The sequence below is a fragment of the Pseudomonas sp. S06B 330 genome (genome assembly GCF_002845275.2).
GTDB lineage: Bacteria > Pseudomonadota > Gammaproteobacteria > Pseudomonadales > Pseudomonadaceae > Aquipseudomonas.
In genome coordinates this window covers 4,295,724-4,309,074 of sequence record NZ_CP088149.1, presented here as the reverse complement: position 1 = coordinate 4,309,074, position 13,351 = coordinate 4,295,724, and the positions used below count along the sequence as shown (strand labels likewise).

The 13,351-nt window shown below is 58.4% G+C and carries 12 protein-coding genes; 8 read left to right on the top strand and 4 right to left on the bottom strand.

Going from position 1 to position 13,351, the window contains the following annotated elements; genetic code table 11:
* Positions 1–27 precede the first annotated feature (27 nt).
* From CX511_RS19180 to phhA, 3 genes are read right to left on the bottom strand one after another with little or no spacing between them, the layout of a single operon-like run.
* Entirely contained in the window at positions 28–1,221 is a 1,194-nt protein-coding gene (locus tag CX511_RS19180; protein ID WP_101291986.1) for an amino acid aminotransferase, read from the bottom strand.
* Positions 1,221–1,577 carry a 4a-hydroxytetrahydrobiopterin dehydratase gene (locus tag CX511_RS19175; protein ID WP_036994257.1) on the bottom strand — a complete coding sequence of 119 codons (357 nt, stop codon included), beginning with the start codon at positions 1,575–1,577 and terminating at the stop codon, positions 1,221–1,223. Before CX511_RS19175 ends, CX511_RS19180 begins: the two co-directional genes overlap by 1 nt.
* 42 nt (positions 1,578–1,619) lie before the next feature.
* Positions 1,620–2,408 carry a phenylalanine 4-monooxygenase gene (gene phhA, locus CX511_RS19170; protein WP_045189744.1) on the bottom strand — a complete coding sequence of 263 codons (789 nt, stop codon included), beginning with the start codon at positions 2,406–2,408 and terminating at the stop codon, positions 1,620–1,622.
* A 292-nt stretch (positions 2,409–2,700) separates the two neighbouring features.
* Here phhA and CX511_RS19165 point away from each other — a divergent pair, with 292 nt between their 5' ends.
* Positions 2,701–4,260: a sigma-54-dependent phenylalanine hydroxylase transcriptional regulator PhhR gene (locus tag CX511_RS19165; RefSeq protein ID WP_045189745.1), complete on the top strand. Its 1,560-nt coding sequence runs from the start codon at positions 2,701–2,703 to the stop codon at positions 4,258–4,260.
* 122 nt (positions 4,261–4,382) lie between these two features.
* Here CX511_RS19165 and CX511_RS19160 read toward each other — a convergent pair whose 3' ends face one another.
* The gene (locus CX511_RS19160; RefSeq protein ID WP_045189747.1) at positions 4,383–4,643 is read right to left on the bottom strand and encodes a DUF2790 domain-containing protein; all 261 of its coding nucleotides are present in this window, start codon (positions 4,641–4,643) and stop codon (positions 4,383–4,385) included.
* A 406-nt stretch (positions 4,644–5,049) separates the two neighbouring features.
* Here CX511_RS19160 and acs point away from each other — a divergent pair, with 406 nt between their 5' ends.
* The 7 genes from acs (at position 5,050) to CX511_RS19125 (ending at position 13,260) form a co-directional block, all read left to right on the top strand.
* Positions 5,050–7,005 carry an acetate--CoA ligase gene (gene acs / locus CX511_RS19155; RefSeq protein WP_045189749.1) on the top strand — a complete coding sequence of 652 codons (1,956 nt, stop codon included), beginning with the start codon at positions 5,050–5,052 and terminating at the stop codon, positions 7,003–7,005.
* A gap of 511 nt (positions 7,006–7,516) precedes the next feature.
* Complete coding sequence (gene aotJ / locus CX511_RS19150) at positions 7,517–8,302, top strand: L-arginine-binding protein AotJ (protein ID WP_101291987.1); 786 nt, start codon at positions 7,517–7,519, stop codon at positions 8,300–8,302.
* Between the two features lie 90 nt (positions 8,303–8,392).
* Positions 8,393–9,082, top strand: coding sequence for an ABC transporter permease (locus CX511_RS19145; RefSeq protein ID WP_101291988.1), 690 nt, complete (start codon positions 8,393–8,395; stop codon positions 9,080–9,082).
* Positions 9,079–9,777 (top strand): ABC transporter permease, encoded by a 699-nt coding sequence (locus tag CX511_RS19140; protein WP_038613479.1) that lies wholly within the window; start codon positions 9,079–9,081, stop codon positions 9,775–9,777. The genes CX511_RS19145 and CX511_RS19140 overlap by 4 nt, the downstream gene beginning before the upstream one ends.
* Before the next feature lie 65 nt (positions 9,778–9,842).
* Positions 9,843–10,607: an ABC transporter ATP-binding protein gene (locus CX511_RS19135; protein WP_101291989.1), complete on the top strand. Its 765-nt coding sequence runs from the start codon at positions 9,843–9,845 to the stop codon at positions 10,605–10,607.
* Between the two features lie 98 nt (positions 10,608–10,705).
* Positions 10,706–11,686: a transcriptional regulator ArgR gene (argR, locus tag CX511_RS19130; protein ID WP_045189756.1), complete on the top strand. Its 981-nt coding sequence runs from the start codon at positions 10,706–10,708 to the stop codon at positions 11,684–11,686.
* 353 nt (positions 11,687–12,039) lie between these two features.
* A complete protein-coding gene (locus CX511_RS19125; RefSeq protein WP_045189757.1) occupies positions 12,040–13,260 on the top strand; it encodes an aspartate aminotransferase family protein in 1,221 nt (406 codons plus the stop codon).
* Positions 13,261–13,351 lie beyond the last annotated feature (91 nt).

Sequence of the window (13,351 nt, the reverse complement as noted above, 5' to 3'; positions counted from 1 at the left end):
GGGAGCGGATGAATCCGCTCCCACAACTCAGCGACAGACGTCCGCGATGGCGGCAGCCAGGGCACCAAGGCGTGCCGCATCGGCGCCGGCAATATTTGCCCGGCCCGTGCCGACCATATAGACGCTATGGCGTTCACGCAGTTGTTTGACCTGCTCTGGCGACAAGCCCGTGTAGGAGAACATCCCGCGTTGCGCGGCAATGTGTGCAAAGCGTTCGCTCAATCCGTGCGGGGCAAGGGCCTCGACCAGGCCGATGCGCAGCTCAGCAATACGCTGGCGCATGGCCTCGACTTCTTCGACCCACAGTTGCTTGAGCGCGACATCACCGAGAATCTGTGCTACCACCGCCGCACCATGATCCGGTGGCGTGGACCACAGGTTGCGCGCCAGTAATGCCAGTTGACTGCGTACATCCAGCAATTTCTCGGCATCATGGCTGCACACCAGCAGGGCGCCGGTGCGATCACGGTAGAGGCCGAAGTTTTTTGAGCAGGAGCTGGTGATCAGCAGTTCTGGTAGTTCGGCAGCAAACAGGCGTACTGCCCAGGCATCTTCATGCAGGCCGTCACCGAAGCCTTGGTAGGCAAAGTCGATCAACGGCAGTAGCTCACGGCGGCGAACCACCTCCAGCACTGCGCGCCAGTCGTCCTGGGACAGGTCGAAGCCGGTTGGGTTGTGGCAGCAGGCGTGCAGCAGCACCACATCGCCTTTGGGTGCCATTTCCAGCGCCGCTAGCATCCCGCTTACATTCAACCGGTTGTCCGCCCCCACATAGGGGTAGTGGCTGACCTTGAGGCCGGCGCCAGCGAAAATGGTTTCATGGATGGGCCAGGTTGGGTCACTCAGCCAGATGCCGCGGCCCGGCAAGCAATGTTCGATGAACTCTGCTGCCAGGCGCAGGGCGCCGGTGCCACCCGGTGTCTGGGTGGCGCCGGCGCGCTTACTGGCCAGCAATGCCGAATCGCTGCCGAGCACCAGCTCGCTGATCAAGCGCGCAAATGCGGCATCGCCGTGACCGCCAACATAGCTTTTGCTCGATTGTTGGTCGAGCAGGCGCTGTTCGGCGAGTTTGACGGCAGCCGGAATCGGCGTCAGACCCTGGGCGTCCTTGAAGACTCCAACGCCCAGGTCGAACTTATGGGGGTTGCTGTCGTTGGCATAAGCCTCCATCAGCCCCAGAATTGGATCACCGGGTACGCGCCCAATCGCGCCGAAGTGCATTATTTACGGCCTTCAGCGGTACTGGCGACCTCGTCGGTGCGCGCAGCCATGATGAAGTCGTTACGGTGCAGGCCTTTGATCGAGTGGCTCCACCAGGTAACGGTGACTTTGCCCCATTCGGTCAGCAGACCTGGGTGGTGGCCTTCGGCTTCGGAGATTTCGCCAACGGCATTGGTGAAGGCCAAGGCGTGCTTGAAATTCTTGAACAGGAAGACTTTTTCCAGCTGCATGATGCCGTCACGGACTTCGATGTTCCAATCCGGGATCTGCTTGATCAGTACCGGCAGTTCTTCATCGCTGACCTGTGGGGCATCGGCGCGGCAGGCTTCGCAGTGGGCTTGGTTCAAGGCGTTCATAAGGTTTTCCGCAAGTGGTTTGTTATTGATTTACGAGGCGGCTCAGGCGGCCGCCTTCGGTGGAAATTTCGGTGCGTGCAGGCCCATCTTCATTGCTGTGTGGACCATGCCCATGATGTCTTCGTGAGCGAGGTCGAACAGTCGTTTGAGGTTGGGCAGGGCAAAGTACACCGGTTGCAGGATGTCGATGCGGTAGGGGGTGCGCATGGCTTCCAGCGGGTCGAAGACCTGATGCTCAGGCTCATCGGACAAACTGTAGACGGTCTCTTTCGGCGAGGAGAGGATACCGCCGCCATAGATCTTGCGTCCCTGGGGGGTGTCAACGAGGCCGAACTCGATAGTCATCCAGTACAAACGGGCCAGATAGACGCGCTCTTCCTTGGTCGCTTTGAGACCAAGTTTGCCGTAGGTGTGGGTGAACTCGGCGAACCAGGGGTTGGTCAGCAACGGGCAATGGCCGAAGATTTCGTGGAAAATATCCGGTTCTTGCAGGTAGTCGAGCTCTTCTTCGGTGCGAATGAAAGTTGCTACCGGAAAGCGCTTGCTGGCCAGCAGTTCAAAAAAGGTTTGGAAGGGGATCAGCGCAGGCACGCGGGCGACTTGCCAGCCAGTGGTGGCGCCCAGCACTTTATTGATTTCACCCAGCTGTGGGATGCGGTCGTGCGGCAAGCCCAGTTGTTCGATGCCGTCCAGGTACTCCTGGCACGCGCGGCCCTCGATCACTTTCAGTTGGCGGGTAATCAGGGTATTCCACACCGCGTGTTCCTGCTGCGGGTAGTCAATAAACCCTTGCGCATCGGGCTCGCGAGCCACGTATTGCGTCTGTTTCATACTGCTCTCCTGCTGAGGGCCTTTTTTGTTATGTGATCAAGCCGTTGCTTAAGAGATAACCCGCAGCGCCGTACTTTGCATCGGTCTAGCGCCTGGAGGGCTGGCTAATTTCGCTGCTTTCTGTAACGATTATTTTACATTCTTGGCGGGAGTCCGAAAAATCGAGGGCTGTTCTTGATCGGATTTCGACTTTTTGTCACGTAATCTTTACGAAAAATCTTCCGGGTGACTAAATAATTGCTCGTCCGGTGGGTGCCAAGGTTTTGTTCCAGACCTATAGGTAGGACAGTTCATGCGTATCAAAGTGCATTGCCAGAACCGCATCGGCATTCTGCGCGACATCCTCAACTTGCTGGTGGAGTACGGCATCAACGTCGCCCGCGGTGAGGTCGGCGGCGAGCATGGCAATGCGATCTATCTGCACTGTCCTAACCTGATTAACCTGCAGTTTCAGGCGTTACGGCCCAAGTTCGAATCGATCACCGGTGTGTTCGGCGTCAAGCGCGTAGGTCTGATGCCCAGTGAGCGGCGACACATGGAGCTCAATGCGTTGCTCGGGGCGCTGGATTTTCCGGTGTTGTCGATCGACATGGGGGGCTCTATCGTTGCTGCCAACCGAGCGGCGGCGCAGTTGCTCGGGGTGCGGGTGGATGAGGTTCCAGGGATCCCGTTGTCGCGGTATGCCGAGGATTTCGATTTGCCGGAGCTGGTGCGGGCGAACAAATCGCGGATCAATGGCCTACGGGTCAAGGTCAAGGGTGATGTGTTCCTGGCCGACATCGCACCGCTGCAATCGGAGCACGACGATAGCGAGGCGCTGGCAGGGGCTGTGTTGACCTTGCACCGAGCCGACCGGATTGGTGAGCGCATCTACAACGTGCGCAAGCAGGAGTTGCGCGGCTTCGACAGCATTTTCCAGAGTTCGCGGGTGATGGCGGCGGTGGTGCGTGAGGCGCGGCGCATGGCGCCGTTGGACGCGCCGTTACTGATCGAAGGGGAGACGGGTACCGGTAAAGAGTTGCTGGCCCGCGCCTGCCACTTGGCGAGCCCACGCGGGCAGGCGCCATTAATGGCACTCAATTGCGCTGGCCTGCCGGAATCGATGGCCGAAACCGAGTTGTTCGGTTATGGGCCTGGAGCCTTCGAAGGGGCGCGAGCCGAGGGCAAGCTGGGTTTATTGGAGCTGACGGCGGGGGGCACGCTGTTTCTGGATGGTGTGGGTGAGATGAGCCCGCGCTTGCAGGTCAAGTTGCTACGTTTTTTACAGGATGGTTGCTTCCGCCGGGTGGGCAGTGACGAGGAGGTGTATTTGGATGTGCGGGTTATCTGCGCGACCCAGGTTGACCTCTCGGAGCTCTGCGCGCGTGGCGAGTTCCGTCAGGATCTTTATCACCGCCTGAATGTGCTTTCACTGCACATTCCGCCATTGCGTGAGTGTCTGGATGGCTTGCCGCCACTGGTCGAGCACTTTCTCGATCAAGCCAGTCGGCAGATTGGTTGCCCGTTGCCGCGCCTGGCCCCTGCGGCAATGGAGCGCCTGAGTCAGTATCACTGGCCGGGTAACGTACGCCAGCTGGAGAACGTCTTGTTCCAAGCGGTGTCGTTGTGTGAGGGTGGGGTGGTCAAGGGCGAGCACATTCGCTTGCCGGACTATGGGGCGCGCCAACCGCTGGGGGAGTTTTCCCTGGAAGGCGATCTGGGCGACATTGTCGGGCGTTTTGAAAAGGCCGTGCTGGAACAATTGATGAGTGAATTTCCCACGAGTCGTGCGTTAGGAAAACGACTGGGTGTTTCACACACGACAATCGCCAACAAGTTGCGCGAACATGGTGTTGGTAGGTCGGTTGAGTAAACTAACTTTAATTACAAGGTTGTCAGCTTGACGATAGTTGGGTGTAACGATCTTGTGTGGTTTATTTGAACCGCGCGCCCCGGTCAATGGTGATCGAGGCGCGGCGAGCGGTAATCTTCAGATTATCCGTTAGAGCAACCGTTACCCATTACACGGTACTCAAGAATATGCCGCTGGCCCTGCGAGTCCTCGTAGGTCATGCGCGCCGGGACCACTTCGCAGACATTCGGGACTTCGCTCATGGAAATGACTTTGGCGATGTCCAGGTGCTGCGAGTAACTGTACTGTTCAACCGGAATCTGCTCGGCAGCACCGTTTGCAACTTCGTCGGCCATGGCCACGCTGCAAAGACTGCCAAGTGCCAATACCAGTAACGCTTTCATTTTCATTTTACCTGTCTAAGGTCGTAAGGGGGCACGCAGCGCTTGTGGCGCCGCGTGTGCAACTAAAGTTCAACTATCGGGGTTATCTCGGGATTAACGGCCTTCGTGGGGGCTGTAACAAGAAGTTAATCGCGATGCCGTTGCTGGCGAGGTGAATTTTAGGGGTGGGCGGGTACCTTAAACAGATGGCGTTTTGATAAACACTGTTGGCAAAAACTGTAACAATCGCAGGATTTGCACCTGGCGGATTTTATTTTCTACGCGCTAGTGCCCGGTCTTGAGCCTGCCGTCAATTGCGTGGGTGCAAAAGAGCAGGGCGTTACTACCAACGTCGAATGGTCGGCGAGGTCTGGTACAGTTACAACGAGGTCATACAAAAACAACTATTACACCGAGGTAGATAAAGATGAGTGCGGCTCCCCTGTATCCCGTTCGTCCCGAGGTTGCGGCCACTACGCTGACTGACGAGGCGACCTACAAGGCCATGTACCAGCAGTCGGTTATCAACCCGGATGGCTTCTGGCGTGAGCAGGCCCAGCGCCTGGACTGGATCAAGCCCTTCACCAAGGTCAAGCAGACCTCTTTTGACGACCATCATGTCGATATCAAATGGTTTGCAGACGGCACTCTGAACGTCTCTTACAACTGCCTTGATCGCCACCTGGCCGAGCGTGGTGATCAGGTTGCAATCATCTGGGAGGGTGACGATCCTTCCGAGCACCGCAACATCACCTACCGCGAACTGCACGAGCAGGTGTGCAAATTCGCCAACGCTTTGCGCGGTCAGGATGTGCACCGTGGTGACGTGGTCACCATCTACATGCCGATGATTCCCGAGGCGGTGGTTGCGATGCTGGCCTGTGCCCGTATCGGCGCAATCCACTCGGTCGTGTTCGGTGGCTTCTCCCCCGAGGCATTGGCTGGGCGCATCATCGACTGCAAGTCGAAAGTGGTGATCACCGCCGACGAGGGCCTGCGTGGCGGCCGTCGTACCCCGCTCAAGGCCAATGTTGATCTGGCCCTGACCAACCCGGAAACCGCCAGCGTGCAGAAAATCATCGTCTGCAAGCGCACTGGTGGTGATATTGCCTGGCACCAGCATCGTGACATTTGGTACGAAGACCTGATGAAGGTTGCTTCCAGTCACTGCGCACCGAAAGAAATGGGCGCCGAAGAAGCGCTGTTCATCCTCTATACCTCCGGCTCCACCGGCAAGCCTAAGGGTGTGCTGCATACCACTGGCGGCTATATGGTCTATGCCGCCCTGACCCACGAGCGGGTATTTGACTACCGTCCAGGTGAAGTCTACTGGTGCACCGCCGACGTTGGTTGGGTCACCGGTCACAGCTACATCGTTTATGGCCCGCTGGCCAACGGTGCGACCACTGTGTTGTTCGAAGGTGTGCCGAACTATCCGGATATCACTCGAGTGTCGAAGATCATCGACAAGCACAAGGTCAATATCCTTTACACCGCACCGACTGCCATTCGCGCAATGATGGCGGAAGGGCAGGCCGCCGTGGCTGGCGCTGATGGCTCCAGTTTGCGTCTGCTGGGGTCGGTGGGTGAGCCGATCAACCCGGAAGCCTGGAACTGGTACTACCAGACGGTGGGTAAGGAGCGCTGCCCGATTGTCGATACCTGGTGGCAAACCGAAACCGGTGGCGTGCTGATCAGCCCGCTGCCAGGTGCTACCGCGCTCAAGCCGGGTTCGGCGACGCGACCATTCTTCGGTGTGGTGCCGGCGTTGGTGGATAACCTGGGCAACCTGATTGATGGTGCTGCCGAAGGTAACCTGGTGATCCTTGATTCGTGGCCGGGTCAGTCGCGTTCGCTGTATGGCGATCACGATCGTTTCGTCGACACCTACTTCAAGACCTTCCGCGGCATGTATTTCACAGGTGATGGTGCCCGTCGTGATGAAGACGGTTACTACTGGATCACTGGTCGCGTTGATGATGTGCTCAACGTCTCCGGTCACCGTATGGGCACCGCCGAGATCGAGAGCGCAATGGTTGCGCACCCGAAAGTGGCTGAGGCGGCTGTGGTGGGTGTACCGCACGACATCAAGGGGCAGGGCATCTATGTCTATGTCACCCTAAATGGGGGTGAAGAGCCCAGTGAAGCGCTGCGTCTGGAATTGAAGAACTGGGTGCGCAAGGAGATCGGTCCGATCGCTTCGCCGGATGTTATTCAGTGGGCCCCCGGCCTGCCCAAGACCCGTTCAGGCAAGATCATGCGCCGCATTCTGCGCAAGATTGCCACGGCCGAGTATGACGCGTTGGGTGATATTTCGACCTTGGCTGATCCGGGCGTTGTCCAGCACTTGGTGGATACCCACAAGACCATGAATGTCGCGTAAGTAAAAACGAAGGGTGGGGCCAGCTCCCACCCGGTTTGTCACAAGGCCCCGCTCGGTCGATCCAGGCGGGGCCTTGTGCTTTTTGTTACGTGGGCAGTCATCGGTAACCTTTCTGTCACCACCATTGCCCGAAAGCGAGGCATAGGGAAACATCACCACCCACGTTGACGGCGTTTTAGTCATCAAGTGCGGTGTACTGAAACGCTACGCTTGCCGGATTAGAAGGCTTTGCCAATAATAGGCCCGCTTATTGCTTCGTTGATTGGTTATTTGTCTTTTGCTTTTGCATATTCCGCGAAAGCTGTCAATATCTCCGCTCTCGATTTCCTGCGCTTCTATAACTAGTTGTCGCATTGAGGAAATATCGGCTACGGAGCTGTCGTTAAAATGCCGATCACTCGCTCGTGGCACTCGACCTTCGTTGACGCTACGCAGCTCGCGTTGTACCCATTCGCATATCGGGCAGCGGTAACGCTCTGCCTCGTATTGCCCTTTACCGATGGAGTTCCAGATGAAGAAACTCGCACTGCTTGGCGCACTGGCGCTGTCCGTGTTTTCCCTGGCATCGCTGGCTGATGAGAAACCGCTGAAAATCGGTATCGAGGCCGCCTACCCACCGTTTGCCTCGAAAGCCCCAGATGGCAACATCGTCGGCTTCGACTACGACATCGGCAACGCCCTGTGCGAAGAGATGAAGGTCAAGTGCACCTGGGTTGAGCAAGAGTTCGATGGCCTGATCCCAGCACTGAAAGTGCGCAAGATCGACGCGATCCTCTCGTCCATGTCGATCACCGAAGATCGCAAGAAGTCCGTGGACTTCACCGGTAAGTACTACCTGACCCCGGCGCGTCTGGTGATGAAGGAAGGTACTGCCGTCAGCGATAACCTGGCCGAGCTCAAGGGCAAGAAGATCGGTGTGCAGCGTGGTTCGATCCACGACCGCTTCGCTAAGGAAGTCCTGGCGCCACAAGGCGCGACCATCGTTCCTTACGGCACCCAGAACGAAATTTACCTGGACGTCGCTGCCGGTCGCCTCGATGGCACCGTCGCCGATGCTACGCTGCTCGAAGATGGCTTCCTGAAAACTGACGCGGGCAAGGGTTACGCCTTTGTCGGTCCATCCTTCACTGACGTGAAGTACTTCGGTGACGGCGTTGGTATTGCGGTGCGCAAGGGCGACAAGGCCAATCTCGACCGCCTCAACGCTGCCATCGCGGCCATTCGCGCTAACGGCAAGTACAAGGCGATCCAGGACAAGTACTTCAACTTCGATATTTACGGCCCTGAAGCCAAGTAAATCGTCGACGTTTCACCTGTGTAATGGTGCAAGCAGCAGAGACTCTGAGGTTTGCACCATTTTTTCATCCCTAAGGTCGAGGACCTCATCATGTTGAAAGGCTACGGGGCAGTTATCCTCGACGGCGTGTGGCTAACGCTGCAGCTTGCCTTGTCGTCCATGGCCCTGGCCATTGTACTCGGCCTTATCGGTGTAGCCCTGCGTCTGTCGCCAGTGCGCTGGTTGGCATGGCTGGGTGACCTGTATTCCACGGTGATCCGCGGGATCCCCGACCTGGTACTGATCCTGCTGATTTTCTACGGTGGTCAGGACCTGCTCAACCGCGTAGCACCGCTGCTCGGTTATGACGATTACATCGACCTCAACCCGCTGGTGGCGGGTATCGGTACCCTGGGCTTCATTTTTGGTGCCTATCTTTCGGAAACCTTTCGCGGTGCCTTCATGGCCATTCCCAAAGGGCAGGCCGAAGCTGGCATGGCCTATGGCATGAGCAGCCTGCAGGTGTTTTTTCGGGTCATGGTGCCGCAGATGATTCGCCTGGCGATTCCAGGTTTCACCAACAACTGGCTGGTCCTGACCAAGGCCACGGCCCTGATTTCGGTGGTCGGCCTGCAGGACATGATGTTCAAGGCCAAGCAGGCGGCGGATGCCACTCGCGAGCCTTTCACCTTCTTCCTGGCGGTCGCGGCCCTGTACCTGATAATCACCAGTGTCTCGCTGCTGGCCCTGCGTTACCTCGAGAAGCGCTACTCGGTAGGCGTAAAGGCGGCTGAACTATGATTTTCGACTACAACGTCATCTGGGAAGCGCTGCCGCTGTACCTGGGCGGTTTGCTGACCACCCTCAAGCTGCTGGCGCTGTCGCTGCTGTTCGGTTTGCTGGCGGCGATCCCGCTGGGATTGATGCGGGTGTCCAAGCAGCCGTTGGTGAATATGACCGCCTGGCTCTACACCTACGTGATCCGTGGAACGCCGATGCTGGTCCAGCTGTTCCTGATCTATTACGGTCTGGCTCAGTTCGAGGCGGTGCGTGAGAGCTTCCTCTGGCCATGGCTGTCGAGTGCAACCTTCTGTGCCTGCCTGGCCTTTGCCATCAATACCAGTGCCTACACTGCAGAAATCATTGCTGGCAGCCTCAAGGCCACGCCCCATGGCGAGATTGAGGCGGCCAAGGCCATGGGGATGTCGCGGGTCAAAATGTACCGTCGGATTCTGCTGCCGTCGGCCCTGCGTCGGGCGCTGCCGCAGTACAGCAACGAAGTGATCATGATGCTGCAGACCACCAGTCTTGCCTCGATCGTCACCCTGATCGACATCACCGGTGCGGCGCGCACGGTCAATGCTCAGTATTACTTGCCGTTCGAGGCCTATATCACCGCCGGCGTCTTCTATCTGTGCCTGACCTTCATTCTGGTGCGCCTGTTCAAGCTGGCTGAACGCCGCTGGCTTGGCTATCTAGCGCCGCGTAAGCACTGAGGCCTGCGCTACTTTTTCGCCCTGAGCGTTAGCTCAAGACTGACTGCTTTGTGAGAATCGACAGCATGTACAAACTCGAAATCCAAGATCTGCATAAACGCTACGGCAGTCACGAAGTGCTCAAGGGTGTGTCCCTGGCGGCCAAGGCAGGCGACGTGATCAGCATCATCGGCTCCAGTGGCTCGGGAAAAAGTACCTTCCTGCGCTGCATCAACCTGCTTGAGCAGCCGCATGCGGGCAAGATCCTGCTCAATAACGAAGAACTCAAGCTAGTGGCAAACAAGGACGGCGCGCTCAAGGCTGCCGACCCCAAGCAACTGCAACGCATGCGTTCGCGCCTGTCGATGGTGTTCCAGCATTTCAATCTGTGGTCGCACATGACGGCGCTGGAAAACATCATCGAAGCACCGGTCCATGTGCTGGGCATGCCCAAAAAAGACGCCTTGGAAAAGGCTGAGCATTACTTGGCCAAGGTCGGTGTGGCGCATCGCAAAGATGCCTATCCTGGGCATATGTCCGGGGGCGAGCAGCAGCGAGTAGCGATTGCTCGAGCCCTGGCCATGGAGCCGGAAGTAATGTTGTTCGACGAGCCGACTTCGGCGCTCGACCCTGAGCTGGTCGGCGATGTGCTCAAGGTGATGCAGGCATTGGCCCAGGAAGGCCGGACCATGGTGGTGGTGACCCACGAAATGGGCTTTGCTCGCGAGGTGTCGAACCAGCTGGTGTTCCTGCATAAGGGACTGGTGGAAGAGAGCGGCAACCCACGTGAGGTGCTGGTCAATCCGCAATCCGAACGTTTGCAGCAGTTCCTGTCTGGCAGCTTGAAGTAAGATTGCCGTCTTGCACCAACATGGGTCATGCTGCGAATTCATCGCAGCATGACCAGGCTCTATCTTCTTGACCTCCCTCAGGTTTCGGACCGCACCCCATGACCACCCAGCGCATCGGTTTTCTCATCTGGCCCAGCACCAAAGCCCTGACCCTGGCGCTGGCTGAAGAGGTTTTGCGGGTTGCCCAGAAGGTTCATCCCGAAGTCGTCTATGAATTGTCCTTCCTGCAGGCTGAGCCTGCCGTTGAAGGTGCTTGGCGTTTGCCGGGCGAGCCTTGGGCGGGGCGCCTGGAAGGTTGTCAGAAGCTGTTTCTGCTTGCTGATGAGCCGCCGCAGGCGGTGGCTTCGGGGCTGGCCAGCGCCCTCAAGCAACTGGCCCGCGCCGGGTGTGTGGTCGGTGGCTTGTCGGCAGGGGTCTATCCCTTGGCTCAGTTGGGCTTGCTCGACGGCTATCGCGCGGCGGTGCACTGGCGTTGGCAGGATGATTTTGCTGAGCGTTTCCCCAAGGTCATCGCCACCAGTCATCTGTTCGACTGGGACCGAGATCGCCTGACCGCCTGTGGCGGTATGTCGGTGATCGACCTGTTGCTGGCGGTGCTGGCGCGTGACCACGGTGCTGAGTTGGCCGGGGCCGTGTCCGAGGAATTGGTGGTCGAGCGGATTCGTGAAGGCGGCGAGCGTCAGCGTATTCCATTGCAGAACCGTCTGGGCTCGAGCCATCCGAAACTGACCCAGGCCGTGCTGTTGATGGAGGCCAACATCGAAGAGCCGTTGACCACCGACGAGATCGCCCAGCATGTCTGCGTGTCGCGGCGTCAGCTGGAGCGGATCTTCAAGCAGTACCTCAATCGAGTGCCAAGCCAGTACTACCTGGAGTTGCGCTTGAACAAGGCGCGGCAGATGTTGATGCAGACCAGCAAATCGATCATCCAGATCGGCTTGTCCTGTGGCTTCTCATCGGGGCCACACTTCTCCAGTGCCTACCGCAACTTCTTTGGCGCCACGCCGCGCGAAGATCGTAACCAGCGACGAAGCAGCAGCCCGTTCGAATTGTCCTCGGTGCCTGCCGAGCGCGGTTGAGCTGCGCATTGTAGGAGCCAGCCTTGCTGGCGATGAAATCGGCGCGGTTTTAGCTGTTGCGCAGTGCCTGCATCGCTGGCAAGGCCAGCTCCCACAAAGATCGGGTAGGGCGGGCTGGCCCAGTGGTTGATCCAGTCAATTCCCCGTCCGTACAGAATCTCCCCACCACACCTGCGCACCGTTTAAACTGCGCCTTTGCGACCCTATTTGTCGCATTGCCGTAAGCCTTGGTAAAACAGGGTTTGGCGCTATAAGAAGTTGTCGCTTGGCGGCAAGGTCAGGCGCCAATCTGTCCTTACAATCCCCCCATCGCTCGCCAGTTTCAGGCAGGCGTTCCTCTTCAGGAGACTCCGATGTCCGTTGAGCAAGCTCCGGTGCAACGCGCCGATTTCGACCAGGTAATGGTCCCCAATTACGCACCGGCGGCTTTTATCCCCGTTCGTGGTGCGGGCTCCCGAGTCTGGGATCAGTCGGGCCGCGAGCTGATCGACTTCGCGGGCGGGATTGCTGTGAACGTCTTGGGGCATGCTCATCCGGCGCTGGTTGGCGCCTTGACCGAGCAGGCCAACAAACTGTGGCACGTGTCCAACGTGTTCACCAACGAACCCGCCCTGCGTCTGGCTCACAAGCTGGTTGATGCGACCTTCGCTGAGCGGGCGTTCTTCTGCAACTCCGGCGCCGAAGCCAACGAAGCTGCCTTCAAACTGGCCCGTCGTGTTGCCCACGACCGTTTCGGCCCAGAAAAGCACGAAATCATCGCGACGGTTAACAGCTTCCACGGTCGCACCCTGTTCACCGTAAGCGTTGGCGGTCAGCCAAAGTACTCCGATGGCTTCGGGCCGAAGATCACCGGTATCAGCCATGTGCCGTACAACGATCTGGAAGCGCTCAAGGCGCAGATCTCCGACAAGACCTGCGCGGTAGTGATTGAGCCGATCCAGGGTGAAAGCGGTGTGGTGCCAGCGGATGTTGCCTACCTGCAAGGGGCTCGCGAGCTGTGCGACAAACATAACGCACTGCTGATCTTCGACGAAGTGCAGACCGGTGTTGGCCGTACCGGCGAACTGTTCGCCTACATGCATTACGGCGTGACCCCAGACATCCTCTCCAGCGCCAAGAGCCTGGGGGGCGGCTTCCCGATCGGCGCCATGCTGACCACTGAAGACCTGGCCAAGCACCTGACCGTTGGGACTCACGGCACCACCTACGGCGGCAACCCGCTGGCGTGCGCCGTGGCTAATGCGGTACTGGATGTGGTCAACACCCCTGAAGTGCTGGCCGGCGTCAAGGCCAAGCATGAGCGCTTCAAAGCGCGGCTGGAGAAGATCGGCCAGCAATACGGCCTGTTCAGCCAGGTTCGTGGCGTGGGTCTGCTGATCGGTTGTGTACTGACCGATGCCTGGAAGGGCAAGGCCAAGGACGTGTTGAACGCCGCCGAAAAAGAAAACCTGATGGTGCTCCAGGCGGGTCCCGATGTGGTGCGTTTCGCCCCAAGTCTGGTGGTCGAAGAAGCCGACATCGACGAAGGTCTGGACCGTTTCGAACGCGCTGCAGCAAAACTGACCCAGGCCTGATTCGCGCCCGAGGTCCTTTCGCCGGCCCTGCGGGGTCGGTGAAACCGAATTCCAGAGCATGTGCCCCCGGGCGCCTGCTGTTCTTTTTTGT

Coding starts and splice junctions, on each gene's coding strand:
- CX511_RS19180 (WP_101291986.1), bottom strand. CDS start 1,221: ATGCACTTCGGCGCGATTGGGCGCGTACCCGGTGATCCAATTCTGGGG.
- CX511_RS19175 (WP_036994257.1), bottom strand. CDS start 1,577: ATGAACGCCTTGAACCAAGCCCACTGCGAAGCCTGCCGCGCCGATGCC.
- phhA (WP_045189744.1), bottom strand. CDS start 2,408: ATGAAACAGACGCAATACGTGGCTCGCGAGCCCGATGCGCAAGGGTTT.
- CX511_RS19165 (WP_045189745.1), top strand. CDS start 2,701: ATGCGTATCAAAGTGCATTGCCAGAACCGCATCGGCATTCTGCGCGAC.
- CX511_RS19160 (WP_045189747.1), bottom strand. CDS start 4,643: ATGAAAGCGTTACTGGTATTGGCACTTGGCAGTCTTTGCAGCGTGGCC.
- acs (WP_045189749.1), top strand. CDS start 5,050: ATGAGTGCGGCTCCCCTGTATCCCGTTCGTCCCGAGGTTGCGGCCACT.
- aotJ (WP_101291987.1), top strand. CDS start 7,517: ATGAAGAAACTCGCACTGCTTGGCGCACTGGCGCTGTCCGTGTTTTCC.
- CX511_RS19145 (WP_101291988.1), top strand. CDS start 8,393: ATGTTGAAAGGCTACGGGGCAGTTATCCTCGACGGCGTGTGGCTAACG.
- CX511_RS19140 (WP_038613479.1), top strand. CDS start 9,079: ATGATTTTCGACTACAACGTCATCTGGGAAGCGCTGCCGCTGTACCTG.
- CX511_RS19135 (WP_101291989.1), top strand. CDS start 9,843: ATGTACAAACTCGAAATCCAAGATCTGCATAAACGCTACGGCAGTCAC.
- argR (WP_045189756.1), top strand. CDS start 10,706: ATGACCACCCAGCGCATCGGTTTTCTCATCTGGCCCAGCACCAAAGCC.
- CX511_RS19125 (WP_045189757.1), top strand. CDS start 12,040: ATGTCCGTTGAGCAAGCTCCGGTGCAACGCGCCGATTTCGACCAGGTA.